Origin of the sequence: Streptomyces zinciresistens K42 (assembly GCF_000225525.1) — a bacterium.
Taxonomy (GTDB): domain Bacteria; phylum Actinomycetota; class Actinomycetes; order Streptomycetales; family Streptomycetaceae; genus Streptomyces; species Streptomyces zinciresistens.
Map to the genome: position 1 here is coordinate 1 of NZ_AGBF01000033.1, position 26,538 is coordinate 26,538.

Below are 26,538 nucleotides of genomic sequence, written 5' to 3' on the forward strand. Positions count from 1 at the left end.
CGAGGCCGCCGCGCGGGGCCGACGTACGGGGCCGCCGCGCGGAGCCGCCGCGCGGAGCCGTCGCGCGGAGCCGTCGCGCGGGGCCGCGAGCTTCGCGGACCGGTGGCGGCCGACCGCTGAGCGGATGCCCCGGCACGGAGTCCTCGACGGCCGGAAAAGGGCCCGCGCGCGACGACCGGGCGCCCGGCCCGCGGGGCGTCGACGGCCGGCGCGAGCGCGTCGAACGGGTCCTGCTACCGGGCACCGACGCCGGCGCTCAGGCCGACCGCGGCTGGGCGGCGGGAATCCTCGACGTGAGGAACAGCGCCAGGGCGCAGGCGAACGCGAGGATCGCGAGCGCGGCACGCAGACCGTCCAACCGGGCGGCGGCGTTGGCGTCCAGCGCGGCTCGGGCCGTCTCCGGGCTCGTACCCGCCTCGTCGAGCGCGGACCGGAGCTGGTCGTCCGACAGGAACGTCACACCGTTCTGGATCTCCACGGCCGCCCGGTCCGTGACCGAGGGCGGGATCGCCGGGTTCTGTTCGAGGTTGGCCAGGAACGACGACGCGAGAGCGGCGATCAGGATCGATCCGGCCAGTGCCGTACCGATCGAGGAACCGAGGTTGGTGACGGCGTTCTGGATGCCGCCGACCTCCGCGCTCTGCTCGTCCGGCACCGCCGAGACGGTGACGGAGCCGAGCTGGGAGGCGAGCGCGCCCGTGCCGAGCCCGATCAGCAGGAACGGCACGGTCACGACCTCCGCTCCGGCGTTCGCGTCCAGCGCCGCCATCAGGACCACCGCGCCGGCCAGCAGCGCGAGGATCCCGAGCCGTACCACGCGCCGCGGCGAGACGTCCGGGAACAGCCGGGGGATCAGCGTGGCGGCCGCCAGCAGGGTCAGGGAGAGCGGCAGCAGGCGCGCGCCGGTCTCCAGGGCGGACAGGCCCAGCGCGACCGAGAGGAAGAGCGGTACGACGAAGAACACGCCCATCAGGACGAGGTACTGGAAGAAGAACATGACCAGGCCGCCGGTGAGCTGCCGGTTGCGCAGCAGGGCCGGGTCGACGAGCGGATCGCGCCCGCGGGCCACGAGGCGGGACTCGCGGTGCAGGAAGAGCCGGATCAGCAGGACGCCCGCGAGCATCAGCCAGACGACCGGGGAGATCCCGAGCCAGACGGGCGCGTCGGGCTTCGGCCGGAACCACCCCCACTCGTCCGAGCGCAGCACGCCGTAGACGAAGGCGCCCAGGCCGAGGGCGCACAGGACGGAGCCCACCAGGTCGAGGCGCGGGCGCAGCGGGCTCACCACGTCCACGACGGGGCGGGCGAGCAGGAGGATGCCGAGCACCACCACGACCTCGCCCGCGAACACCCAGCGCCAGGAGAGGTACGTCGTGGCGAATCCGCCGATGAGCGGCCCCAGGGCGATCGCCACGGCGCCCGCCGCCGCGACGAGTCCGTAGGCGGCGGGCCGGCGTTCGACGGAGAAGTTGCCCGCCACCAGCGCGACGATCGCGGGGAGGATGAGGGAGGCACCCACGCCCTCCAGGAACGCCCAGCCGAGCAGCAGCACGGGCAGGTTGGGCGCGAGGGACGTGAGGAGCGAGCCGCATCCGTAGACGCAGCAGCCGATCATGAACGCCCGCTTGCGGCCGATCAGCTCCCCGATCTTGCCGCCGGGAATCATGAGCATGGCCATCACGAGGGTGTACGCCGTGATGGCGCCCTGGATGCCCGTCACCGTCGTGCCGACGTCCTCGGCCACGGCCGCGATCGACACGTTCATGACCGAGCTGTCGAGGGCCATCAGGAACTGGCCGGCCGCCAGTGTCCACAGGACGAGCCCTGCCTTGGCCGGACCGTCGGCGGTTCCTGTCCCGGGCGTCATGGGCGATGCATTGCCGCCATCCGGTACGGAACCCTGGCGAACCGCGGAATTCATCCGCTCGGCGCACGAGGGGGCGAGCCGCTCGGCGCACGAGGGGCGCGCGGGCGAGGGGCCCGTCAGCCGCAGCGGCAGGGGTCCCCGGTGGCCCCCTGCTCCGCGCACCCCGTGCCGGGGGTGTCGGCGTCGGCCTTCACCACGTACACCTCCCAGGGCTCCCGGCCGGGGCCGTGGACCCACACCTTGTCCTGGAGGGCGTAGCAGCAGGAGGTGTCGTTCTCCTCGACGGCGGCGAGATCGGCGTCCCTGAGCCGGCCCGTCGCGGCCTCGACCTCGGCGGTGGATCCGACCTCGACGCCGAGGTGGTCCAGACGGGTCTCCGCGCCGGGCTCGCCCTCGATCAGGACGAGCTTGAGCGGCGGCTCGGCGAGGGCGAAGTTGGCGTAGCGGGGGCGCCGCTTGGCCGGGCCGGTGCCGAACAGCTTCGTGTAGAAGGCGATCGACGCGTCCAGGTCGCTGACGCGCAGGGCGAGTTGGACTCGGGACATGGCACGGCTCCCATCTGCTTGCATTGATGCCTGTCACAACAGAGCTTGCATCCGACATCGACGAACGTCAATATAGAAGGATGTCGAATCAAGAGCGCTCGGCGCCGGAGCGGGACGACCGGACAGGCGACTGCCGCCCCGGACTGCTGACGGCACCGCTGGACGAGGCCCACGCCGCCGATCTGGCCAGGACCTTCAAGGCGCTGGGCGACCCCGTACGACTGCGCCTGCTGTCGCTGATCGCCTCGCGGGCGGGCGGCGAGGTCTGCGTGTGCGAACTGACCCCGGCGTTCACCCTCTCCCAGCCGACCATCTCGCACCACCTCAGACTGCTCCGGCAGGCCGGACTGATCGACCGCGAACGCCGCGGCACATGGGTCTACTACCGGGCGCAGCCCCCGGCCCTGGACCGGCTCGCCGCGTTCCTCACCGCCACGCCCCACCCCACGACGACCGTCTGAGCACAGCCGCCCGCCCGAGCGGACGGACGGCACCCGCCCCCACGCCCCGCCGCTCCCCCGCGCCAGGAAGGACCCCGCCATGACCCCACCCGCCGGGCCGCCGTCGGTCCTCTTCGTCTGCGTCCACAACGCCGGGCGCTCCCAGATGGCCGCCGCCTTCCTCACCCACCTCGCGGGCGACCGCGTCCGCGTGCGCTCCGCCGGCTCCGCCCCGGCCGCCACCGTGCACCCGGCCGTCGTCGCGGCCATGCCCGAAGCGGGCATCGACATCTCCGCCGAGACCCCCAAGGTGCTCACGGCGACGGCGGTCCAGGCGTCCGACGTCGTCGTCACGATGGGCTGCGGCGACACCTGTCCGGTCCTCCCCGGCACGCGCCTTCTCGACTGGGAGCTGCCCGACCCCGCGGGCCGGGGCGTCGACGCCGTCCGCCCGATCCGCGACGAGATCGAGCGACGCGTGCGCGGCCTGCTCGCGGAACTCCTCGCACCGGGTGCGCGATGAGCCCGGCCCGCGGATTCCGCGCCGCCGCGTCGCCGCGAGGGCACGCGGGCACGCGGACCAGGTCCTGACGATCTAACGGCCCGGCATCGACGAGGGCGACGCCATCTTCGAGACCGCCGCTCCCGCCGGGGCCGGCTTCGACGCCGCCGAACCGCCCGGACACGGCCACGTCGCCCTCGACGGCTCCGGGCGGGTACGGGGCGAACACGTCGGCCGCCACCACGGCGTCCGGCGCGACGTCGTCCTGATCGAGCGCCGCAGCCCCGCCGCCGCCCCCTGACACCCCGCCCCGCGCCCCGAGCGCGCGACCGGGCACCCTGCCGCGCGGGCGCTCCCGCCGAAGCGCCCGCCCGCGTCGCGCCGCGGGCGGTCCGGACCAGGCTCTCCTCGCGAGCACCCGCAGCGGCGGCGCGCCGGAGCCGCGAGCGAGACAATTCACTACGTAAGCGGCAATTTCCGCGCTTGAGTGAAGGAGAGCGGTCGTGGCCGGCAAGAGCGACCGAGCGGCACAGCCGGCGCACAGGAGGAACATCACGGGCTGGCTGTCGAACGTGTTCGCGCGCGATCCCGCCGGGCTCAACTGGCCGCGAGCGGTCGTGTTCCTGGACGTCGCGATGGTGCCGCTGTTCGTGTTCTGGGCCATCGGCTACGAGCAGTACCTGCTCAGCGCGCTGTTCGGGGTCCTGTTCACCGCGCTGGCCGATCCGGGCGGCGGCTTCGGGCGGCGCGCGTCCGACACCTCGCTCTTCGCGCTGATCGGCGCCGGTACGACCGCCCTGGCCTTCGCTCTCGGGGCGGCCGCCTGGGGCTGGCTCGTGCTCGCCGCGTTCCTGGTCACCCTGGTGGCCGGGCTGGCCGCCGCGTTCGGGACCCGCAGGTTCGTCAACGCCCTGCTGCTCAACATCTGGTTCGTCATCGCCCTCGCGCTGGCGGTCGGCCTCCACACGTCGAGCCGCGTCACCAGCCACACCTGGGCCCAGGTGCTCGCCTGGACCGGCGGGGCCGCGGTGTGGATCCTGGTGACGTTCCTCTGGTGGCTGATCCGCGGGCGCACCGGCTCACCCAAGCTCTTCCCGGAGCTCCCCGGCGACACCTCGCGGAAGAAGCCGACCGTCCCGCTGATCATGTTCGCGCTGATCCGCGCCCTGGCCATCGCCGGCACCGTGGCACTGGCGTACGGACTGGACCTGTCGCACGGCAGCTGGATCTCGATCGCGGCCATGATCGCGATGAAACCGAGCCTGGAACAGGCCGCCCTGGTCAGCGCGCAACGGCTTGTCGGCGCGTTGATCGGCGCCGGTGCGGCCGCGCTGCTGCTGCTGGTGCCCGTCAACGAAACCGGACTCAGACTGTTCGCGGTCGAACGCGGCCTCGAAGTGGTGGCGCTCGTCCTGCTCGTGCACGGGGTGGGAGTCCGCTTCTGGAACTACGCGCTCTACACCGCCGCCATCGCCGCCGGAGCACTCGTCCTGCTGGACCTGCCCCAGCCCTCGGACTACGCGGCCGAGGGCTACCGGGTGCTGTGGACCCTGTGCGGCGTGGGAATCGGCCTCCTCGTCATGCTGCCGGCCGGCCTGCTCGCCCGACGCACCGCCGCGACACCCCGGCAGACCACCTGACAACCGACCGCCCCCGGCACCGCCGCCCCCGCAGTCACGGACACCAGCGCCCCGGACGGACAGCCACCCGAGCCGGGTCCGACGCCCCGCCCCCCTCAGTGCGAATGCCCACCCGCGGCAGGCGCCGCCCCGGCGTTCTTCACCGTCAGCGGCAGCAGCTTCTTCCCCGTGGGTCCGATTTGGATATGAGTGTCGAGTTGAGGACACACCCCGCAGTCGAAGCACGGTGTCCAGCGGCAGTCCTCCACCTCGGTCTCGTCGAGGGCGTCCTGCCAGTCCTCCCAGAGCCAGTCCTTGTCCAGGCCCGAGTCCAGGTGGTCCCAGGGCAGGACCTCCTCGTAGGAGCGCTCGCGGGTGGTGTACCAGTCGACGTCGACGCCGAAGGGGGCCAGCGCCTTGTCGGCGCACTGCATCCAGCGGTCGTAGGAGAAGTGCTCGCGCCAGCCGTCGAAGCGGCCGCCGTCGTCGTAGACCGCGCGGATCACGGCGCCGATGCGGCGGTCGCCGCGGGAGAGCAGGCCCTCGACGATGCCGGGCTTGCCGTCGTGGTAGCGGAAGCCGATGGAGCGGCCGTACTTCTTGTCGCCGCGGATCTTGTCGCGGAGCTTCTCCAGACGGGCGTCCGTCTCCTCGGCCGACAGCTGCGGCGCCCACTGGAACGGCGTGTGGGGCTTGGGCACGAAGCCGCCGATCGACACCGTGCAGCGGATGTCGTTGGACCGGGAGACCTCGCGGCCCTTGGCGATGACCTTCGTGGCCATGTCGGCGATCTGCAGCACGTCGTCGTCGGTCTCGGTCGGCAGGCCGCACATGAAGTACAGCTTCACCTGGCGCCAGCCGTTGCCGTACGCGGTGGAGACGGTGCGGATGAGGTCGTCCTCGGAGACCATCTTGTTGATGACCTTGCGGATGCGCTCCGAGCCGCCCTCGGGGGCGAAGGTCAGGCCCGAACGGCGGCCGTTCCTCGTGAGCTCGTTGGCCAGGTCGATGTTGAAGGCGTCGACGCGGGTGGACGGCAGGGAGAGGCCGATCTTGTCCGCCTCGTAGCGGTCGGCGAGCCCCTTGGCGACGTCGCCGATCTCGCTGTGGTCCGCCGAGGACAGCGACAGCAGGCCGACCTCCTCGAAGCCGGTGGCCTTGAGGCCCTTCTCCACCATGTCGCCGATGCCGGTGATGGAGCGCTCGCGGACCGGGCGGGTGATCATGCCGGCCTGGCAGAAGCGGCAGCCGCGGGTGCAGCCGCGGAAGATCTCCACCGACATCCGCTCGTGGACGGTCTCGGCGAGCGGGACCAGCGGCTGCTTGGGGTAGGGCCACTCGTCCAGGTCCATGACGGTGTGCTTGGACACCCGCCACGGCACACCCGACCTGTTCGGTACGACACGGGCGATCCGGCCGTCGGGGAGGTACTCCACGTCGTAGAACGCCGGGATGTACACCGACCCCGTCCTCGCCAGGCGGAACAGGACCTCCTCGCGGCCGCCGGGCATGCCCTCGGCCTTCCACGCGCGGATGATGCGCGTCATGTCGAGGACGGCCTGCTCGCCGTCGCCGATCACCGCGGCGTCGATGAAGTCGGCGACCGGCTCGGGGTTGAACGCGGCGTGGCCGCCGGCCAGCACGATCGGGTCGTCGAGGCCGCGGTCCCGGGACTCCAGCGGGATGCCGGCCAGGTCCAGCGCGGTGAGCATGTTGGTGTAGCCGAGCTCGGTGGAGAAGGACAGGCCGAAGACGTCGAACGCCTTCACCGGCCGGTGGCTGTCCACCGTGAACTGCGGCACCGCGTGCTCACGCATCAGCGCCTCCAGGTCCGGCCACACGCTGTACGTGCGCTCGGCGAGGACGCCCTCCTGCTCGTTCAGGACCTCGTAGAGGATCATGACGCCCTGGTTGGGCAGCCCGACCTCGTACGCGTCGGGATACATGAGCGCCCAGCGCACGTCACAGGACTCCCACGGCTTGACCGTGGAGTTGAGTTCTCCACCGACGTACTGGATGGGCTTCTGCACATGCGGGAGCAGCGCTTCGAGCTGCGGGAACACGGACTCGGCGGCCGCAGCGGCTTCGGCAGGCATCTCGCGAACCTTCGGGAGCTGGACGGAACTGACAGGGGTGACCATCTAGCCTAACGCGACCGCGGCCACCCCCAGGACGTCCGACGGCTCAGAGGGCGTCCGCACCGCCCTCGGCCCCGGCCCAGAACCCCGGCAGCTCGGCCTCGACGGCCGCGGCACGCCCCTCCTCGCGCCCGTAGAGCAGGCCGTAGGTGAAGGCGCTCTCCCCCGCGGCGTGCGCGACCGCGGAGATCTCCCGCAGGGTCTGGCGGGCCATGACGCTGTCCTGGTGCTCGCCGAGGAGGTTCTGCAGTCCCTTCATCGACTTCACCAGGGCCTTGGCCCGCTTGCCGAGGACGGGCACGGCCGCCTCCGCCGCGTAGCGGGTGCGCTTGGTCTTCTTGCGGGCCTCGTGGATCGCGACGTCCCGGTCGGTGCCGGGCTCCAGCTCCAGGGCCTGGCCCACCAGGGCGGAGACCTTCGCGAAGTCCTTGCGTACGGCCTTGGCGAGCACCCTGTCCGGACGCTTGCCGGCCGCCTCGCGCAGCGGCGGCCCGGTGAGCACCCCGTCGACGGCGTCGAGCAGCGCCAGGTAGCGGCGGGAGTCGAGGACGCCGATCAGCCGGGCGCTCGCCCCGCCGGGCCGGTCGCCGGCCCAGTGCCGCAGCCGGTCGGCGACCGGCCCGGAGAGCAGGGTGTGCGGGACCTCGTCGAGCGCGGCGAAGAGGCGTTCGTCGAGGACCTCGCGGTCGCGGTCCACGCCCAGCTCGCCGGCCAGCCACTTGAGCTCGGCGCCGATCGGGTCGGTGACGGTGCGGTCCAGGACCGTGCCGAAGGACTTGAAGGTGCTGCGCATCCGGCGGGTGGCGACGCGCATGCTGTGGACGGAGTCCTCGGTGTCCCGGCGGACCGCGGGGTCGAGCCCGACGATCGCGTCGCGCTGCTGGCGCACGTACGCCAGCACGTGGTCGCCGGCGGTCTCGGGGGCCGCCGCACGGGCGGCGGGGGGCTTCTTCGGGGCGGTCTCGGCGAGGGCGCGCGCGAGCTTCGACGCCGAGCCCGAGGGCCGTACCCCCGCCTTGCGCAGCCGCTTGTCCACCTTGTCGAGGAAGGCCGGGTCGCCGTCGTCGGCCAGTTCGACCTCGATCTCGGTCCACTGGGCGCTGCCGCTGCCGCCGGTGAGCCGCTGGGCCCGGACGGCGTCCACGCCGATCTCGGCGAGGAGCCGTCCCCCGGCGTCCACGAGGTGGTGGACGTGCCGGTCGGAGCGGAGCCGGACCACCGGGACGAGGTCGGCGTCCCGGACCCGGGAGCGCACGAGCCCGGCGAGATCGCCGGGGAGGGTGTCGGACAGCGGTGCCTGGATCTCGTCGCGTACGCCCGGGGCGACGGGGAACTTCAGATGCCACCCGGCGTCGGTGCCGCCCGTTCTGCGGCGCAGGGTGATCGATGAGGCGGTCAGCCGCTGGTCGGCGGTGTCGTGGTAGGTGGCGTCCAGGTGCGCGACGCCCTTGTCGAGGACGGCCGCGACGCCGGCGACGCCGGTCAGGTCGGGCAGGCCGCTGTCGTCGGATTCATATTTCCGCTCGATTTCGCGCTTGGTGTCCGCCATGACCTGAATCTAATGGGAGTCGGGGCGGGACGACAGGCATTGCCGGCCATGAAGTGCCGGAAAAGGGGAGGTGGCGGCGGGTGGGCCGGGGCGCCGGGCCGGTGCGGGACCGGTCCGGCGGCCCCGCTCACGCCGACATCGGGCGCTGTACGCGGATCGACTGGAGGAGTCCGACGGCCACCCAGACGGCGAACATCGAGGAGCCGCCGTAGGAGACGAAGGGCAGGGGGAGTCCGGTCACCGGCATGATCCCGAGGGTCATCCCGATGTTCTCGAACGCCTGGAAGGCGAACCAGGCCACGATGCCGGCGGCGACGATCGTGCCGTACAGCTCGGTCGTCTCGCGTGCGATGCGGCAGGCCCGCCAGAGGATCACGCCGATCAGGACGATGATGAGGCCGCCGCCGATGAAGCCCAGTTCCTCGCCGGCCACGGTGAAGACGAAGTCGGTCTGCTGCTCCGGCACGAACTGGCCGGTCGTCTGCGAGCCCTTGAACAGACCGGAGCCGGTGAGTCCGCCCGAACCGATGGCGATGCGCGCCTGGTTGGTGTTGTAACCGACGCCCGCCGGGTCGAGTTCGGGGTTGGCGAAGGCGGCGAAGCGGGCGATCTGGTAGTCGTCCAGGATGCCCAGCTGCCAGACGGTGAGGGCGCCGATCGTGCCGGTGCCGATCAGTCCGAAGACCCAGCGGTTGGACGAGCCGGAGGCGAGCAGCACGCCGAGCACGATGACGACCATCACCATGACCGAGCCGAGGTCGGGCATGAGCAGCACGATCAGCATCGGTACGGCGGCCAGGCCCAGCGCCTGGAGCACGGTGCGGTGGTCGGGGTAGGGCTTGTCGCCCGCGTCCACGCGGGCCGCGAGCAGCATCGCCATGCCCAGGATGATCGTGACCTTCACGAACTCCGAGGGCTGGAGCGAGAAGCCGCCGGGGAGCTTGATCCAGGAGTGGGCGCCGTTGATGGTGGAGCCGAGCGGGGTCAGCACCAGCAGGGTCAGCAGGAGCGAGAAGCCGTAGAGGATGGGAACGGCGCCGCGCAGGGTGCGGTGGCCGAGCCACAGGGTGCCGATCATCAGGGTGAGGCCGATGCCGGTGTTCAGGACGTGCCGGATCAGGAAGTAGTACGGGTCGCCCTGGTTGAGCTCGGTGCGGTTGCGGGTCGCGGAGTAGACCAGCAGGGAGCCGAGCATCGACAGGGCGAGGGCCGCGAGCAGCATCGGCCAGTCGAGGCGGCGGGCGAGCGAGTCGCGGGCCAGCAGGCGGGCCAGTCCCGCCCGTTGGGGTCCGTATCCGGAGACCTGGAAGCTGTTGGCGCCGCTCATGTCAGCGTCCTCCGGCTTCCCGGACCGCGGCCGGCGCCGGGGCCGCGTCCCCTGCGGCGTCTGCGCCGGGTGTCGCGGTTCTCGGGCGTCGGGGTCGCCGCGGTGCCGGCGAGCTGCGGCTGGTCGCCGCCGCCCGCGTCCTGCTGGCTGGCCCGCTGCTCCTTCGCCGGGTCCTTGGAGACCTTGGGCGAGGTGATGGTGCCGTCCGTGCGGACCTTCGGCAGGCTCTTCTGGGGGGTGGGCAGCAGGGCGTTCTTCCTGTCGATCGCGCCGCCGTCGGAGACGCCGTACAGCGCGTCGTAGATGTTGCGCACGGCCGGGCCGGAGGCGCCGGAGCCGGTACCGCCCTGGGCGATGGTCATGACGACCGCGTAGTCCTTGGTGTAGGTGGCGAACCAGGAGGTGGTCTGCTTGCCGTAGACCTCGGCGGTACCGGTCTTGGCGTGCATCGCGATCTTGTTCTGGGGCCAGCCGACGTCCGCGAAGCGCCAGGCGGCGGTGCCGCGGGTGGCGACACCGGCGAGGGCGTCGCTCATCTCGGTGAGCGTCTTGCGCCCTATCGGCAGCTTGCTGCGGGGCTTGGGCTTGATCTCGTCGACCGTGCGGCCGTCGGCGCTGACGACGGCCTTGCCGACGGTGGGGTTGTACAGGGTGCCGCCGTTGGAGATGGCGGCGTAGATGCTGGCCATCTGGATGGGGGTGACCAGGGTGTCGCCCTGTCCGATGGAGTAGTTCACGGAGTCGCCGGCGCGCATCCGGTTGCCTTCGAGGCAGTTCTCGTAGGCGATCTGCTGGGCGTACGAGCCGCCCTTCTTGCCGTACTTGCACCAGGCGTTCTTGTTGGCCTTCCAGTAGTCCTGCTTCCACTGGCGGTCCGGGATGCGGCCGGTGACCTCGTTGGGCAGGTCGATGCCGGTCTCGGCGCCGAGGCCGAACTGGTGGGCCGTCTTGTAGAACCAGTCGTTGGTCTTCTTCTTCGGCTTGGTGCCGCCGTCGCGCTTCCACTCCTCGTGGGAGAGCCGGTAGAAGACGGTGTCGCAGGAGACCTCCAGGGCCCGGCCGAGGCTGATGGGGCCGTATCCCTTGGACTCGAAGTTCTTGAAGACCTGGCCGCCGATCGAGTACGAGCTGGAGCACTGGTAGGGGCCGTCGAAGGAGTAGCCGGCGTTGATCGCGGCGGCCGTCGGGATGACCTTGAAGATGGAGCCGGGCGCCGACTGGCCCTGGATCGCGCGGTTGAGCAGCGGGTAGTTGGACTCCTTGCCCGTCAGGCGCTTGTAGTCCTTGGCGGAGATGCCGCCGACCCAGGCGTTGGGGTCGTAGGAGGGGTTGGACGCCATGGCGACGACGCGGCCGGTCTTGGCCTCCATGACGACGACCGCGCCGGAGTCGGCCTTGTAGCGCTCGTTGGTGTTGCGGTCCCACTCCTTGCGGGCTTCCTTCATCGCCTCGTTGAGTTCGTACTCGGCGACGCGCTGCACGCGGGAGTCGATGCTCGTGACGAGGTTGGAGCCGGCCTGGGCCGCGTCGGCCTTGGCCTCGCCGATGACCCTGCCGAGGTTGTCGACCTCGTAGCGGGTGACGCCGGCCTTGCCGCGCAGCTGCTTGTCGTACTGGCGCTCCAGGCCGGAGCGGCCGACCTGGTCGGAGCGCAGGTAGGGCGAGTCGGTGTCCTGGGCCTGCTGGAGTTCCTGGTCGGTGACCGGGGAGAGGTAGCCGAGGACCTGGGCGGTGTTGGACCCGCCGGGGCTGGGGTACCGGCGCAGGGCCTGCGGCTCGGCGGTGATGCCGGGGAAGTCCTCGGCGCGCTCGCGGATCTGCAGGGCCTGCTTGGGCGTGGCCTCGTCGGTGATGGGGATGGGCTGGTACGGCGAGCCGTTCCAGCAGGGCTGGGGGGTCTTGGCGTCGCACAGCCGGACCTTCTCCATGACCTCGGCGGGGGTCATGGAGAGCACTCCGGCGAGCTTGGTCAGGACTCCCTTGCCGTCGTCCGGCATCTTCAGCAGGTCGGTGCGGGAGGCGGAGACCACGAGGCGGGTCTCGTTGTCGGCGAGGGGTACGCCGCGGGCGTCCAGGATGGAGCCGCGCACGGCGGGCTGGACGACCTGCTGGACGTGGTTGCCCGACGCCTCCTTGGCGTACGCCTGTCCCTCGCGGATCTGGAGGTACCACAGGCGTCCGCCGAGGGTGCCGAGGAGGGAGAGGACGAGGATCTGGATGACGACGAGCCGGATCTGGACGCGTGGCGTGCGGCCGGTCTCTGGGATGTTGGTCACTGCGCTGCCTCCCCCTCTCCCTGCGAGTACCAGTACGAGTACGGCTGTGTGCGTTCGAGAGAGGAACGACGGGCCCCCACGGCCCGGTTCCTCCCGGACTCACCCGTGCGGGTGAACTGCCCTGCCCTCACAGCCGCTTGACCCCCTTGATGCGCCCGGCGCGCGCCGTGCGCGAGCGTGCCGCCTTCACCTTCAGTCCGCCCTTGAGCCCGCCCAGGGCGCCGCGCTGGCCGCCGATGCGCAGTCCGGTGCCGCCGGAGAGCCAGCCCGAGGAGATGTCGGTCTTCTTGGACGGGGAGTTGGTCTCGGCGAGCGGGTCGTTGTCCGCGCGCCGGGCCAGCGCCATGACGCCCGGGACGACGAAGGGGGCGAGCAGCAGGTCGTACAGGGCGGCGGTGAACAGCAGGCTGCCCAGGCCGACGTTGCGGGCGGCGGTGTCGCCGACCAGGGCGCCCACCCCGGCGTACAGCAGGGTCGAGCCGATCGCGGCGGCGACCACGACGACCATCGGCCCGGTCGCCGACTTGAGTTTGCCGTTGCCGGGTTTGATGAGCCCGGCGAGGTAGCCGATGACGCAGAGCACGAGGGCGTAGCGGCCGGCGGCGTGGTCGGCGGGCGGGGCGAGGTCGGCGAGCAGGCCCGCGGCGAAGCCGATGAGGGCGCCGCCGACATGGCCGTACACCATGGCGAGGCCCAGCACGGTGAGCAGCAGCAGGTCGGGGACGGCCCCGGGCAGATGGAGCCGGGCCAGCACGCTGACCTGCACCACCAGGGCGACGACGATCAGGGAGGCGGAGAGCAGGATCCGGTTGACGCGCATGGGGCTTCAGCTCCTACTGCTCTTGCTCGTACGGGGTCTGGTCGTCGCCCGCGGCCTGGTCCGGCGGGTCGGCCAGGGGCTGGTTCAGGGGGCTCCGGCCGTCGGTCTGCGGCTGGACGCGACCGTCACCGGGAACCTCCGCGCCCGGTGTGACGGTGACCGTCACGGTCGGCCGGGGGGTCGGCCGGGGCTTGGCGGGCAGCACGGTGTCGCGCGGGTCCTTGCCGGGGGCCTGGACCACGACGCCGACGATGTCGAGCTTGGAGAAGGCGACGTACGGCGTGATGTACAGGGTGCGGGTCAGGCCGCCGCCGGAGGGGTCGACACGGGAGACGACGCCGACGGGAACGCCGGGCACGAAGGGCTTGTCCGCCTGGGAGCCGAAGGTGACGAGGCGGTCGCCCTTCTTCACCTCCGCCTTGCCGTTGAGGAGTTCGACGCGCAGCGGGCGGTCGCCCTGGCCGGAGGCGAACCCGAGTTCGTCGGTGGACTCCATGCGGGTGCCGACGGTGAAGTCGGGGTCGTTGGCGAGGAGGACGGTCGCGGTGTTCGGGCCGACGGTGGTGATCCGGCCGACCAGTCCGTCGCCGTTCAGGACGGTCATGTCGCGCTTGAGGCCGTCGTTGGCCCCGGCGTCGATGGTGATGGTCCAGGAGAAGCCCTGCGCCGCTCCTATCGCGATGACCTGGGCTCCCTTGATGCCGTACTGGCCGGCGCCCGCGACCTTCAGCATCCTGTCCAGCTGCCGTGCGCGGCTGCGGGTGCGGTCGTCGCTGCCGAGCCTGGCCTTGAGAGCGGCGTTCTCCTGCTCGAGCCGGGCGAGCCGGTCGTTGCGCGCGCCGGAGTCGCGGACCGCGGCGACGGCGTTGCCGACCGGGTCCACCGCGCTCGACACACCGTTCTCGATGGGGCCGAAGACCGTGGCGGCGGCCTGCCGGGCACCGTCGACCGGGGAGTCCTCCCCGCCGCGGATGTCCACCGTGATCAGCGCGAACGCGATGGCGATCAGCAGCACCAGGAGCAGCCGGCTCTCTCGTGTGTCCCTCACGTGCGGCGGCCGTGCCCTTCCTCGATAGGAATGCGGGAAACCCCGGGTCGACCCGAGGAGTTCTGTCTGCGGGGTTGGTTCGGGGAGCTCGGGCGGATTCGTCCGCCGCGCTCGCGGGCGGGAAATGAAGGCTCTTCGGGGAGCTTATGCCTCTATATCAACGATCCGCCGTACGAGAGGAGATCGTCCCGTACGGCGGAATCGAAGAGTTACGTCATCTGCGCGGCTGGGCGTCCAGCACCTGCTGCAGCGCCTCGAACTCCTCGACGCACTTGCCGGAGCCGAGCGCCACGCTGTCCAGCGGGTCCTCGGCGATGTGGATCGGCATGCCGGTCTCGCGGCGCAGGCGCTCGTCGAGGCCGCGCAGCAGCGCGCCGCCGCCGGTCAGGACGATTCCCCGGTCCATGATGTCGCCGGACAGCTCCGGCGGGCACTTGTCGAGGGTCGTCTTCACGGCGTCCACAATGGCGTTGACCGGTTCCTCGATGGCCTTGCGCACCTCGGCCGCCGAGATGACGACGGTCTTGGGCAGGCCCGACACGAGGTCGCGGCCGCGGATCTCGGTGTGCTCGTCGGCGTCGAGGTCGTACGCCGAACCGATCGTGATCTTGATCTGCTCGGCCGTGCGCTCACCCAGCAGGAGGGAGTACTCCTTCTTGATGTGCTGGATGATTGCGTTGTCCAGTTCGTCACCCGCGACGCGGATGGACTGGGCGGTCACGATGCCGCCGAGGGAGATGACCGCGACCTCCGTCGTGCCGCCGCCGATGTCCACCACCATGTTGCCCGTGGCCTCGTGGACCGGCAGGCCGGAGCCGATGGCCGCGGCCATGGGCTCCTCGATGATGTGCACCTGGCGGGCGCCGGCCTGGGACGACGCCTCGATGACGGCGCGGCGCTCGACGCCTGTGATGCCGGAGGGCACGCAGACGACGACGCGGGGCCGGGCCAGGTACCGGCGCTTGTGGATCTTCAGGATGAAGTAGCGGAGCATCCGCTCGGTGATCTCGAAGTCGGCGATGACGCCGTCCTTGAGCGGACGCACGGCGACGATGTTGCCGGGGGTCCGTCCGATCATCTTCTTCGCCTCGGCGCCTACCGCGAGGATGCCACCGGTGTTCGTGTTGATCGCGACGACGGACGGCTCGTTGAGTACGATCCCGCGACCCCTGACGTACACCAGCGTGTTGGCGGTCCCGAGGTCGACAGCCATGTCACGGCCGATGAACGACATTGAGTTCCCCATCAGGATTCGTCTGGCCTTCCCGGGAGCTTGTGACGGCTTTTCAGGACGGCGAAGTGGGTGCTGTGACGTGAAGGCTTCCATCGTAGACGCGCCTGCACGAACACTGCGGGAGGGTCTTCGCCATTGTCAGCAGACGGCGAGTCGCCTCGCTTGTGGAGACGGGCCATCGGGGGCACTCGTTCCCTCGATCGCCACGCATATGCCACAGGGCGGCCGGATTTCTCCGGCCGCCCGGATCGGACCGCTCCGGTGGGGCTCAGGCGCGGCCCGGGAAGAAGATCTTCACCTCGCGCTCGGCGGACTCCTCGGAGTCGGAGGCGTGGATCAGGTTCTCCCGGACGATGACACCGAAGTCGCCGCGGATCGAGCCCGGCTCGGCGGCGACCGGGTCGGTGGGACCGGCCAGCCGGCGCACGCCCTCGATGACCCGCTCGCCCTCGACGATCAGGGCGACGACCGGGCCGGAGGCCATGAACGCGACCAGCGGCTCGTAGAAGGGCTTGCCCTGGTGCTCGCCGTAGTGCTGCTCCAGCGTGTCCTGGTCCAGCGTGCGCAGCTCCAGCGCGGTGATCTGCCAGCCGGCCTTGCGCTCGATGCGGCTGATGATCTCGCCGGTCAGGCCGCGGCGGACTGCGTCGGGCTTGAGCAGGACGAGGGTGCGCTGGGTCACGGGAGGGGCTCCTTCTTACTGCCGGTGTGCGGTGGGATGAGGTTACAGGGCGTGTCCAGCCGCTTGTTACGCAGCGTCAGGTGCGGACGGGGCCGCCTGCGCGGCGAACCGCGCCCTCGCCTCGTCGATCTTTCTGCCGTAGTGCACCGAGGCCCACCACAGTCCGGCGAAGACCACGCCGAGGACGAACATCATGGGGACCACGAAGCCGGAGGCGACGAGCGCGAACTGCAGGATCCAGCCCAGCGCGACGCCGCCGGGGCGGGTCACCAGGCCGCACAGCAGCACGCACAGGAACATCGCGATCCCGCAGACGGTCCACACCGTCGACATGGACAGGCCGGGGTCCTTCATCGCGACCAGACCGGCGAACCCGATGACGAAGAACTCGCCGATCAAGGTCGAGGAGCACAGCGTACGCATACTCGGAACTCAGCCCTTCCCCAGCAGCAGCCGGGCTTCGCCGACCGTGATGACGGACCCGGTGACCAGGACACCGCCGCCCGTGAACTCGCCGTCCTCCTCGGCCAGCGTGATCGCGGCCTCCAGAGCGTCCGGCAGCCTCGGCTCGACCTGCACGCGCTCGTCGCCGAACACCTCGACCGCGATCGCGGCGAGTTCGTCGGCGTCCATCGCGCGGTGCGAGGAGTTCTGGGTGACGACGACCTCGGCGAAGATCGGCTCGAACGCCTCCAGCAGCCCGCGCACGTTCTTGTCGCCGCTCGCGCCCACGACGCCGATCAGCCGGCTGAAGTCGAACGCCTCGCCGATCGCGTCGGCGGTGACCCGCGCGCCCGCCGGGTTGTGGGCGGCGTCCAGGACCACGGTCGGGGAGCGGCGTACGACCTCCATGCGGCCCGGTGAGGCGACCGCGGCGAACGCCCTGCGGACGACCTCGATGTCCAGCGGCTCGGCGCGCGCGGCGCCGACGCCGAAGAACGCCTCGACCGCGGCGAGCGCCACGGCGGCGTTGTGCGCCTGGTGCGCACCGTGCAGCGGCAGGTAGACCTCGGGGTACTCGCCGCCGAGCCCGCGCAGGGTGACCAGTTGGCCGCCGACGGCGACCTGGCGGGCGACGACGCCGAACTCCAGGCCCTCGCGGGCCACGGTGGCGTCGACCTCGACGGCCTTCTTCAGCAGCACCTGGGCGGCGTCCACCGGCTGCTGCGCCATGATCACGGTGGCGCCCTGCTTGATGACGCCCGCCTTCTCGACGGCGATCTCGCCGGGGGTGCCGCCGAGCCGGTCGGTGTGGTCGAGGTCTATCGGGGTCACCACGGCGACGTCGCCGTCGATGACGTTGGTGGCGTCCCAGGAGCCGCCCATGCCGACCTCCACGACGGCGACGTCCACGGGGGCGTCGGCGAACGCCGCGTAGGCCATGCCCGTGAGCACCTCGAAGAAGGACAGGCGGTACTCCTGCGCGACGTCGACCATCTCGACGTACGGCTTGATGTCCTGGTACGTCTCGATGAAGCGCTCGGCGGAGACCGGGGCGCCGTCCAGGCTGATCCGCTCGGTGACGGACTGGACGTGCGGCGAGGTGTACCGGCCGGTGCGCAGCTCGAAGGCGCCGAGCAGGGCCTCGATCATGCGGGCGGTCGTCGTCTTGCCGTTGGTGCCGGTGATGTGGATCGAGGGGTACGACCGCTGCGGCTCGCCCAGGACGTCCATCAGGGCGGCGATACGGCGGACGGACGGCTCCAGCTTGGTCTCGCCCCAGCGGGTGGCGAGGTCCGCCTCGACCTCGCGCAGGGCCCGGTCGACCTCGGGGTCCTCCGGTCGCGCGGGCACGTCCGGGCCGGGCCCGGCACCCTGGGTGCGCAGGGTGCGGCTGCCGGCCTCGATGACGGCGAGATCCGGGTCCCGGTCGGTCTCGGCCGCGATGATCTCGTCGAAGGGGTCGTCGCTCTCACTCACGGGGCCAGTCTACGGAGGCGGACCGACGGCGCGCCCGGGGAGTGGGGGGTACGGGACGACGGACGGGCCGCGGGCGTACGCCGAGGCCCCCGGCGCCGGAGGGGCACCGGGGGCCGAGGGCCGTGCGACCGCCTACGCCTGCGGCAGGCGCTCCAGCTGGGCCGCGATCCGGGCGATGTCCTCGTCCGCCTTCGCGAGCCGGCCGCGGATCTTCTCCACGACGTTGTCCGGGGCCTTGGCCAGGAAGGCTTCGTTGCCGAGCTTGGCCGTGGCCTGCGCCTTCTCCTTCTCGGCGGCGGCGAGGTCCTTGGCCAGGCGCTTGCGCTCGGCCGCGACGTCGATGACGCCGGACAGGTCGAGCGCGACCTCCGCGCCCGCCACCGGCAGGGTCGCCGTCGCCGAGAAGTCCTCGCCCTCCGGCGTGAGGCGCAGCAGCTGGCGGATGGCAGGCTCGTGGGCGGCGAGGGCCGTGCCGCCCAGGGTCAGCCTGGCCGGGACGCGCTGGCCCGGCTGCAGGCCCTGGTCGGCGCGGAACCGGCGGACCTCGGTGATCACCGACTGGAGCGACGCGATCTCGCGCTCGGCGCCCCGGTCGCGGAAGCCGCTGTCGGACGGCCACTCGGCGATCACGACCGACTCGCCGCCGGTCAGCGTGGTCCACAGGGTCTCCGTGACGAACGGGACCACCGGGTGCAGCAGCCGCAGCGTGACGTCGAGGACCTCGCCGAGGACGCGCTTGCTGACCTCGGCCGGCTCGCCGCCCGCCTGGAACGTCGTCTTGGACAGCTCGACGTACCAGTCGAAGACCTCGTCCCACGCGAAGTGGAAGAGGGCGTCGGACAGCTTGGCGAACTGGAAGTCCTCGTAGAACGCGTCGACTTCGGCGACGACGGAGTTCAGCCGGGAGAGGATCCAGCGGTCCGTGGAGGACATGGCGGACGGGTCGGGCAGCGGGCCCTCGACCGTCGCGCCGTTCATCAGGGCGAAGCGGGTCGCGTTCCAGATCTTGTTGGCGAAGTTGCGCGAGCCCTGGACCCAGTCCTCGCCGATCGGGACGTCGACGCCCGGGTTGGCGCCGCGCGCGAGGGTGAAGCGGAGCGCGTCGGAGCCGTACTTGTCCATCCAGTCCAGCGGGTTGACCGCGTTGCCGAAGGACTTCGACATCTTCTTGCCGAACTGGTCGCGGACCATGCCGTGCAGGGCGATGGTGTGGAACGGCGGGGTGCCGTCCATCGCGTACAGGCCGAACATCATCATCCGGGCGACCCAGAAGAAGAGGATGTCGTAGCCGGTGACCAGGACGGAGTTCGGGTAGAACTTCGCGAGCGACTCGGTCTGTTCGGGCCAGCCGAGGGTCGAGAAGGGCCACAGGCCCGAGGAGAACCAGGTGTCCAGGACGTCGGTGTCCTGGTGCCAGCCCTCGCCGCTCGGCGCCTCCTCGCCGGGGCCGACGCAGACGACCTCGCCGTCCGGGCCGTACCAGACGGGGATGCGGTGGCCCCACCACAACTGCCGTGAGATGCACCAGTCGTGGAGGTTGTCGACCCAGTCGAAGTAGCGCTTCTCCATCTCCTGGGGGTGGATCGTGACGCGGCCGTCGCGGACCGCGTCGCCGGCGGCCCTGGCGAGCGGGCCGACCTTGACCCACCACTGCATCGACAGGCGCGGCTCGATGGTGGTCTTGCAGCGCGAGCAGTGGCCGACGGAGTGGACGTAGGGCCGCTTCTCGGCGACGATCCGGCCCTCGGCGCGCAGCGCGGCGACGATGGCGGAGCGGGCCTCCAGGCGGTCCAGGCCCTGGAAGGGGCCGTGGGCGGTGATGACCGCGTGCTCGTCCATGACCGTGATGGCCGGCAGGTCGTGCCGGCGGCCGATCTCGAAGTCGTTCGGGTCGTGGGCCGGGGTCACCTTGACGGCGCCGGTGCCGAACTCGGGGTCGACGTGCGTGTCGGCGACGACCGGGATCGAACGGTCGGTCAGCGGCAGCTTGATGAGCCTGCCGACGAGGTGCCGGTAGCGCTCGTCGTCGGGGTGGACGGCGACGGCGGTGTCACCGAGCATCGTCTCGGCGCGGGTCGTGGCGACGACGATCGTCTCGTCCCCCTCGCCGTACTTCATGGAGACGAGCTCGCCGTCGTCGTCCTGGTACTCGACCTCGATGTCGGAGATCGCCGTCAGACAGCGCGGGCACCAGTTGATGATGCGCTCGGCGCGGTAGATCAGCTCGTCGTCGTGGAGCCGCTTGAAGATGGTCTGGACGGCCCGGGACAGGCCCTCGTCCATCGTGAAGCGCTCGCGCGACCAGGCGACACCGTCGCCGAGGCGCCGCATCTGCCCGGAGATCTGCCCGCCGGACTCGCCCTTCCACTGCCAGACCCGCTCGACGAACGCCTCGCGGCCCAGGTCGTGCCGGGACTTGCCCTCCTTGCCGAGCTCGCGCTCGACGACGTTCTGGGTGGCGATGCCGGCGTGGTCCATGCCGGGCTGCCACAGCGTCTCGAAGCCCTGCATGCGCTTGCGGCGGGTCAGGGCGTCGATGAGGGTGTGCTCGAAGGCGTGCCCGAGGTGCAGGCTTCCGGTGACGTTGGGCGGCGGGATGACGACGGTGTACGGCGGCTTGTCGCTCTTCGCGTCCGCCTCGAAGTAACCGCGCTCCACCCAGCGCTCGTACAGCGGCGCCTCTACGTCGGCCGGCGCGTACTGGGTCGGCAGTTCGGTGTCGGGCGCTGGTGGCTGCTGCTGAGCGTTCTCGGTCACCCGCTCAGTTTAGGGGTGTCTCGGGCATGTCCCGAAACGCCTTTGTTCTGTAACGGTGGGCACCCCGATGCCGTGCCCCGGCCCTGCCTGCGCCAGGATGTCAGGAACACATAAGCAGCTGGAGGGGAACCCAGGAATGAGCTACAACCAGCCGGGCCCGTACGGCGGGCAGCCCCAGCAGCCCGGCCCGTACGGCCAGCCGGGCCCGTACGGCCAGCAGCCGCCGGCGCCCCAGCCCGGCTACGGCTACCCCCAGCAGGCTCCGCCGCCCCAGCCCGGCTACGGCTACCCGCAGACACCCCCGCAGGGCGTCCCGCCGCAGCCGAACCCGTACGGCCAGCAGCCGCCCTACGGCCAGCCCCCCTACGGCGTCCCCCAGCCGCCCGCGCCGGGCGGCGGCGGCAAGAAGGCCGGGCTGATCATCGGCGCGGTGGCGGTCGTGACCGCGATCGGCGTCGGCGCGTACTTCCTCCTCGGTGGCGGCGGCGCGGGGTCGGGCGACCTCGCGGACGACGGGGCGCACAAGCTGACGACGCCCGCGACGGTGCTCGGCGACTACAAGCGCATCGGCAAGGACGGCCAGACCGCGGGCGGCGGCGACTCGGCCGCGGAGCTGGAGAAGAGCGGCGTCAAGAACGGCAAGACCGTGGTGGGCGCCTACTCGACCGTCAACCTCACGGACTACGACCCGAGCGACCCGGGCTCCGCGCCCGGCCCGGGTGAGCTGGCGACGGCCAAGAGCCTCACGTACGTGGGCGCCTACGGCGAGATCGCCGACCCGGCGAAGGCCCTGGACGCGTTCTTCGCGAACGTCAGGCAGTCCTCCGAGAAGAACTCCTCGTCCGGCAGCGGCGCCGCCACGAGCAAGCTGGTCGGCGAGCCGGTGGACGCCGAACTCGACGGCGCACTCATGAAGTGCCAGTCCGCCCAGGGGCAGGACGTGCTGACCAAGAAGCAGAAGACCAACTGGTTCTGCGTCTGGGCCGACTACAGCACCCTCGCCATGGTCTCGCCCAACGACGCCACGACCGACGTCTCCCGGCAGACGGCCGTCGACATGGCCACGAAGCTGCGCAAGGAGATCCGCGTCCAGTAGCGCGGGAACGCGGAAGGGGCCCCGGTCGGTTGACCGGGGCCCCTTCCGCTGTGTCCGTGACGCCGTTACGCCGACTTCTGCTCGCCCGGACCGCGGCGCGCGTCCCGGGGGATCAGGGTCGGGTTGACGTTGGAGTGGACGACGTCCGCCGTGATGACGACCCGGGCGACGTCCTTGCGGGAGGGCACCTCGTACATCACCGACATCAGCACCTCCTCCATGATGGCGCGCAGACCGCGGGCGCCGGTCTGGCGGAGGATGGCCTGGTCGGCGATGGCCTCCAGGGCCTCGCGCTCGAAGTCCAGCTCCACCCCGTCGAGTTCGAACAGCCGCTGGTACTGCTTCACCAGCGCGTTGCGCGGCTCGACCAGGATCTGGAGCAGGGCCTCGCGGTCCAGGTTGTGCACGCTGGTGATGACCGGGAGGCGGCCGATGAACTCGGGGATCATGCCGAACTTGACCAGGTCCTCGGGCATGACGTCCTCGAACTGGTCCTTGGACTCCAGCTCCCGCTTGGAGCGGATCGTGGCGCCGAAGCCGATGCCCTTGGCGCCCGCGCGGGACTCGATGATCTTCTCCAGGCCGGAGAAGGCGCCGCCCACGATGAACAGGACGTTCGTCGTGTCGATCTGGATGAACTCCTGGTGCGGGTGCTTGCGTCCGCCCTGCGGCGGCACCGAGGCCGTGGTGCCCTCCAGGATCTTCAGCAGGGCCTGCTGGACGCCCTCACCGGAGACATCGCGGGTGATCGAGGGGTTTTCGCTCTTCCGGGCGACCTTGTCGATCTCGTCGATGTAGATGATCCCGGTCTCGGCCTTCTTGACGTCGTAGTCGGCGGCCTGGATCAGCTTCAGCAGGATGTTCTCGACGTCCTCGCCGACGTAGCCCGCCTCCGTCAGCGCCGTCGCGTCGGCGATGGCGAACGGGACGTTCAGCATGCGGGCCAGGGTCTGGGCGAGGAGGGTCTTGCCGGAGCCCGTCGGGCCGAGCAGCAGGATGTTGGACTTCGCCAACTCGATGGCGTCCTCGCGGCCCTGGCCCCCGCCGTTCTCGCCGGCCTGGACGCGCTTGTAGTGGTTGTAGACGGCGACGGACAGCGCCTTCTTCGCCGGCTCCTGGCCCACCACGTAGCCCTCGAGGAACTCGTAGATCTCGCGCGGCTTGGGCAGTTCCTCCCAGCGGACCTCACTGGTCTCGGCGAGTTCTTCCTCGATGATCTCGTTGCAGAGGTCGATGCACTCGTCGCAGATGTACACACCAGGGCCTGCGATGAGCTTCTTGACCTGCTTCTGGCTCTTGCCGCAGAACGAGCACTTGAGCAGATCGCCGCCGTCACCGATGCGTGCCACGGTGTGCTTCCCCTTCGCCTGGGAGACGCCTGGACATCGAATCCAGCGGCTCCTGGTGCTGCCTTATGTCGACGGTACCTTGCCTGGCCCCCCGTTCGGGCCCCCCTTGGCGCGGTTCACTTTGACGTGCACCGTCTCAAACCGTGCCAAGGGGCAGCAGACAATACCGGGTCCGCGTCAGCGGACGTCGGCGTTGTTCATCTTGCGGGTGGAGATGATCTGGTCGACCAGCCCGTACGACAGCGCGTCCTCGGCCGTGAGGATCTTGTCGCGCTCGATGTCCTCGCGGATCTTCTCGATCGGCGTGGTGGAGTGCTTGGCCAGCATCTCCTCCAGCTGCGAGCGCATCCGGAGGATCTCGTTGGCGGCGATCTCAAGGTCCGAGACCTGGCCGCGGCCGGTCTCGCTGTAGGGCTGGTGGATCAGCACCCGGGCGTTGGGCAGCGCCATGCGCTTGCCGGGGGTGCCGGCGGCCAGCAGGATGGCCGCGGCGGAGGCCGCCTGGCCCATGCAGACCGTCTGGATGTCCGGCTTCACGAACTGCATCGTGTCGTAGATGGCCGTGAGCGCGGTGAAGGAGCCGCCCGGACTGTTGATGTAGACCGAGATGTCCCGGTCGGGGTCCATCGACTCCAGGCACAGCAGCTGCGCCATGACGTCGTTGGCGGAGGCGTCGTCGATCTGGACGCCGAGGAAGATCACGCGCTCCTCGAAGAGCTTCGCGTACGGGTCGTACTCGCGGATGCCCTGCGAGGTGCGCTCCACGAAGCGCGGGATGACGTAGCGGGACTCGGCGGCGGGACCCGTGTACTCGGCGCGCGTGCGGTCGTACAGGCCGCTGCCGGGGAAGTCGTTCACTGTCTGTCTCCTAGGGGCTGTGACGGTCGGCTGGGGGCTGCGCAGGGGGCCTCAGACCGCCCCGGTGCCGCCGCCGCCCGGCATCCCGGCGGCCGTTTCCATCACGTCGTCGATGAGGCCGTACTCCTTGGCCTCGAACGCGTCGAACCAGCGGTCGCGGTCCGAGTCGCGGGTGACCTGCTCGACCGACTGGCCGGTGTGCTGCGAGGTGAGCTCGGCCATGCGCTTCTTGGTGTGCAGCAGCCGCTCCGCGTGGATCTTGATGTCCGACGCGGAGCCGGCGAGGCCGGCGGAGGGCTGGTGGATCAGGATCTCGGCGTTCGGCAGCGCGAAGCGCTTGCCGGGGGTGCCCGCGCTGAGCAGGAACTGACCCATCGAGGCCGCCAGGCCCATGGCGATGGTCACCACGTCGTTCTTGATGTACTGCATGGTGTCGTAGATCGCCATGCCGGCGGTGATCGAGCCGCCGGGGCTGTTGATGTAGAGGTAGATGTCCTTGTCCGGGTCGGCGGCAAGGAGCAGCAGCTGTGCGGTGATCTTGTTCGCGATGTCGTCGTCGACCGGCTGGCCGAGGAAGATGATCCGCTCGCCGAGCAGCCGGTTGTAGACCTGGTCGCCGAGGCCACCACCGATGGAAGGCTCGCCGGCGGCGGAGGGCATCAGATTCGTCACGTATCCACCTGCTCGTCTTACGACGGCGCCGGGCCGTCTCACGTGTCCTGTGGGCAACGGGGACTCCCCTGCCCTCATACTCATGGACCCTAACGCGGTGGCCCGGTGCCGCAATCCCGGTTCCCGGGGTGTTCGCTGTGAGCGCATGGACACACCTGGTGGGGGCCGGGCCGCCGCCCGCGCGCGGGGACGGGAAGGGCCCCGGGGCGTCGTACGTCCCCAGGGCCCTCCCTCAGCGCTGTGCGCCGCCGTGGGCTCAGCCCTCGGCCTTCTCCGCGGCGGCCTCGTCGGCGGTGCCCTCGGCGGCCTCGACGACGTCCGTGGCCTGCTCGGCGTCGTCGTCCTCGTCCAGGTCGACGACCTCGCCGTTGGTGTCCTTGACGGTGGCCTTCTCGACCACGACGGCCAGGGCCTTGCCGCGGGCGACCTCGCCGACCAGGAGCGGAACCTGGCCGCCCTCGACGACCGCCTGGGCGAACTGGTCGGGGGACATGCCGGAGGAGGCGGCGCGACGCATGAGGTGCTCGGTGAGCTCCTCCTGGTTGACGTTCAGCTTCTCCTGCTTGACGAGCTCGTCCAGGACGAACTGCGTCTTGATGCCCTTGACCGCGGCTTCCCTGGTCTCGGCGTCGAACTCCTCCTCGGTCTTGCCCTGGATCTCCAGGTACTTGCCGAGGTCGAGGCCCATCTGGCCGAGCTGGTGGTGCTCCAGGTTGTGCTTGCGGGTGTTGATCTCGTCCTCGAGCAGCTTCTCGGGGACGGGCACCTCCACGAGCTCCAGCAGCTTCTCCAGGACGCGCTCCTGGGCCTGCGTGGCCTGGTCGTACTGCTTCATGTTCGCGAGGCGCTTGCGGCTGTCCGCCCGAAGCTCCTCAAGGGTGTCGAACTCCGAGGCGAGCTGGGCGAACTCGTCGTCCAGAGCCGGGAGTTCACGGGCGGCGACCTGGGACACCTTGACGGTGACCTCGGACTCCTTGCCGGCCGCCGAGCCGCCCTTGAGCTCGGAGGAGAAGGTGGCCTCGCCACCGGCCTCCAGGCCCTTCACGGCGTCGTCGATGCCGTCCAGCAGCTCGCCGGAACCGATGGTGTAGGAGACACCGCTGGCGATGCCGTCCTCCAGGATCTCGCCGTCGACCTTGGCCTCCAGGTCGATGGTGACGACGTCGCCGTCCTCGGCGGCGCGCTCGACCGGGGAGGTGGACGCGAAGCGCTCACGCAGCTGCTCGACCGACTTCTCGACGTCCTCGTCGGTGACCTCGACCGCGTCGACCTCGACCTCGATGCCGGCGTAGTCCGGGATCTCGATGGAGGGGCGGACGTCGACCTCGGCGGTGAAGTTCAGCGTCTCGCCGTCCTTCAGCTCCGTGATGTCGACCTCGGGCTGGCCCAGCACGTCGATCTCGGCCTCGTTGACGGCCTCGGTGTAGAACTTCGGCAGCGCGTCGTTGACGGCCTCCTCCAGCACGGCGCCGCGGCCGAACCGCTGGTCGATGACGCGGGCCGGGATCTTGCCCTTGCGGAAGCCCTTCACCGTGACCTGCTGGTTGATCTTCTTGTACGCCGCGTCGAGGCTGTCCTTGAGCTCCTCGAAGGGCACCTCGACAGTGAACCGAACCCGGGTCGGGTTCAGGGTCTCCACGGCGCTCTTCACGGTTCGGTCTCCTTGTGGCTGACTTCTCGGGTTCTGCCGGAGCCAGAGTGGTCCGGCGGATTCGCCGCCCGGAGCTTCGCGAGTCGTACGGTTCGTACGGAGAGAGACACACGGGCGTGCAGCTTGCATAGTAACGGCAGCGGGCACACGCCCCCAAAGGCGATCACGCGAGGAGATCGCACGAGGTC

General features: G+C 70.8%; 21 protein-coding genes. 4 read left to right on the forward strand and 17 right to left on the reverse strand.

Translation table 11 applies throughout. The annotated features are described in order from the left end of the window. Positions 1-256: 256 nt before the first annotated feature. Together SZN_RS13170 and SZN_RS13175 are read right to left on the reverse strand one after the other, a co-directional pair. The gene (locus SZN_RS13170) at positions 257-1,867 is read right to left on the reverse strand and encodes an MFS transporter (RefSeq protein ID WP_007495110.1); all 1,611 of its coding nucleotides are present in this window, start codon (positions 1,865-1,867) and stop codon (positions 257-259) included. A gap of 116 nt (positions 1,868-1,983) precedes the next feature. Further along, on the reverse strand, positions 1,984-2,412 hold the full coding sequence (locus tag SZN_RS13175; protein ID WP_007495111.1) for an ArsI/CadI family heavy metal resistance metalloenzyme: 429 nt from the start codon (positions 2,410-2,412) through the stop codon (positions 1,984-1,986). Between the two features lie 80 nt (positions 2,413-2,492). Between SZN_RS13175 and SZN_RS13180 the strand changes: the two genes are divergently transcribed. The 3 genes from SZN_RS13180 (at position 2,493) to SZN_RS13190 (ending at position 4,994) form a co-directional block, all read left to right on the forward strand. Next, a complete protein-coding gene (locus SZN_RS13180; protein ID WP_007495113.1) occupies positions 2,493-2,873 on the forward strand; it encodes an ArsR/SmtB family transcription factor in 381 nt (126 codons plus the stop codon). A 79-nt stretch (positions 2,874-2,952) separates the two neighbouring features. Then, on the forward strand, positions 2,953-3,375 hold the full coding sequence (locus tag SZN_RS13185) for an arsenate reductase ArsC (protein ID WP_007495115.1): 423 nt from the start codon (positions 2,953-2,955) through the stop codon (positions 3,373-3,375). Between the two features lie 482 nt (positions 3,376-3,857). Next, a complete protein-coding gene (locus SZN_RS13190; RefSeq protein ID WP_007495117.1) occupies positions 3,858-4,994 on the forward strand; it encodes an FUSC family protein in 1,137 nt (378 codons plus the stop codon). A gap of 95 nt (positions 4,995-5,089) precedes the next feature. Here SZN_RS13190 and SZN_RS13195 read toward each other — a convergent pair whose 3' ends face one another. The 11 genes from SZN_RS13195 to SZN_RS13245 all read right to left on the reverse strand — a co-directional run bounded on the left by SZN_RS13195 (position 5,090) and on the right by SZN_RS13245 (position 20,724). Beyond that, positions 5,090-7,069: a TIGR03960 family B12-binding radical SAM protein gene (locus SZN_RS13195; protein WP_007495119.1), complete on the reverse strand. Its 1,980-nt coding sequence runs from the start codon at positions 7,067-7,069 to the stop codon at positions 5,090-5,092. An 88-nt stretch (positions 7,070-7,157) separates the two neighbouring features. Continuing rightward, positions 7,158-8,660 carry a CYTH and CHAD domain-containing protein gene (locus SZN_RS13200; RefSeq protein ID WP_007495121.1) on the reverse strand — a complete coding sequence of 501 codons (1,503 nt, stop codon included), beginning with the start codon at positions 8,658-8,660 and terminating at the stop codon, positions 7,158-7,160. 127 nt (positions 8,661-8,787) lie between these two features. Beyond that, on the reverse strand, positions 8,788-9,987 hold the full coding sequence (rodA, locus tag SZN_RS13205; RefSeq protein WP_007495122.1) for a rod shape-determining protein RodA: 1,200 nt from the start codon (positions 9,985-9,987) through the stop codon (positions 8,788-8,790). Next, the gene (gene mrdA / locus SZN_RS13210) at positions 9,984-12,263 is read right to left on the reverse strand and encodes a penicillin-binding protein 2 (protein WP_007495124.1); all 2,280 of its coding nucleotides are present in this window, start codon (positions 12,261-12,263) and stop codon (positions 9,984-9,986) included. Before mrdA ends, rodA begins: the two co-directional genes overlap by 4 nt. 127 nt (positions 12,264-12,390) lie before the next feature. Further along, entirely contained in the window at positions 12,391-13,083 is a 693-nt protein-coding gene (gene mreD, locus SZN_RS13215; RefSeq protein WP_007495126.1) for a rod shape-determining protein MreD, read from the reverse strand. A 13-nt stretch (positions 13,084-13,096) separates the two neighbouring features. Continuing rightward, positions 13,097-14,131 carry a rod shape-determining protein MreC gene (mreC, locus tag SZN_RS13220; RefSeq protein ID WP_007495128.1) on the reverse strand — a complete coding sequence of 345 codons (1,035 nt, stop codon included), beginning with the start codon at positions 14,129-14,131 and terminating at the stop codon, positions 13,097-13,099. A 214-nt stretch (positions 14,132-14,345) separates the two neighbouring features. Beyond that, positions 14,346-15,365 (reverse strand): rod shape-determining protein, encoded by a 1,020-nt coding sequence (locus SZN_RS13225; protein ID WP_004931372.1) that lies wholly within the window; start codon positions 15,363-15,365, stop codon positions 14,346-14,348. A 268-nt stretch (positions 15,366-15,633) separates the two neighbouring features. Continuing rightward, a complete protein-coding gene (gene ndk, locus SZN_RS13230) occupies positions 15,634-16,047 on the reverse strand; it encodes a nucleoside-diphosphate kinase (protein WP_007495137.1) in 414 nt (137 codons plus the stop codon). 66 nt (positions 16,048-16,113) lie between these two features. Continuing rightward, on the reverse strand, positions 16,114-16,470 hold the full coding sequence (locus tag SZN_RS13235) for a DUF4233 domain-containing protein (RefSeq protein WP_007495138.1): 357 nt from the start codon (positions 16,468-16,470) through the stop codon (positions 16,114-16,116). A 9-nt stretch (positions 16,471-16,479) separates the two neighbouring features. Then, a complete protein-coding gene (folC, locus tag SZN_RS13240; protein WP_007495139.1) occupies positions 16,480-17,967 on the reverse strand; it encodes a bifunctional tetrahydrofolate synthase/dihydrofolate synthase in 1,488 nt (495 codons plus the stop codon). A gap of 132 nt (positions 17,968-18,099) precedes the next feature. Then, positions 18,100-20,724 carry a valine--tRNA ligase gene (locus SZN_RS13245; protein ID WP_007495140.1) on the reverse strand — a complete coding sequence of 875 codons (2,625 nt, stop codon included), beginning with the start codon at positions 20,722-20,724 and terminating at the stop codon, positions 18,100-18,102. Positions 20,725-20,860: 136 nt separating this feature from the next. Between SZN_RS13245 and SZN_RS13250 the strand changes: the two genes are divergently transcribed. Then, on the forward strand, positions 20,861-21,820 hold the full coding sequence (locus SZN_RS13250) for a hypothetical protein (RefSeq protein ID WP_007495141.1): 960 nt from the start codon (positions 20,861-20,863) through the stop codon (positions 21,818-21,820). 65 nt (positions 21,821-21,885) lie between these two features. On the opposite strand, the gene clpX is transcribed toward SZN_RS13250, so the two are convergent. The 4 genes from clpX to tig form a co-directional block, all read right to left on the reverse strand. Continuing rightward, positions 21,886-23,169 (reverse strand): ATP-dependent Clp protease ATP-binding subunit ClpX, encoded by a 1,284-nt coding sequence (gene clpX, locus SZN_RS13255; RefSeq protein ID WP_007495142.1) that lies wholly within the window; start codon positions 23,167-23,169, stop codon positions 21,886-21,888. A 177-nt stretch (positions 23,170-23,346) separates the two neighbouring features. Then, positions 23,347-24,027, reverse strand: a complete 681-nt coding sequence (locus tag SZN_RS13260) for an ATP-dependent Clp protease proteolytic subunit (RefSeq protein WP_007495145.1) — start codon at positions 24,025-24,027, stop codon at positions 23,347-23,349. 51 nt (positions 24,028-24,078) lie between these two features. Next, positions 24,079-24,687 (reverse strand): ATP-dependent Clp protease proteolytic subunit, encoded by a 609-nt coding sequence (locus SZN_RS13265; RefSeq protein WP_007495146.1) that lies wholly within the window; start codon positions 24,685-24,687, stop codon positions 24,079-24,081. 268 nt (positions 24,688-24,955) lie between these two features. Continuing rightward, on the reverse strand, positions 24,956-26,350 hold the full coding sequence (tig, locus tag SZN_RS13270; RefSeq protein ID WP_007495148.1) for a trigger factor: 1,395 nt from the start codon (positions 26,348-26,350) through the stop codon (positions 24,956-24,958). Positions 26,351-26,538 lie beyond the last annotated feature (188 nt).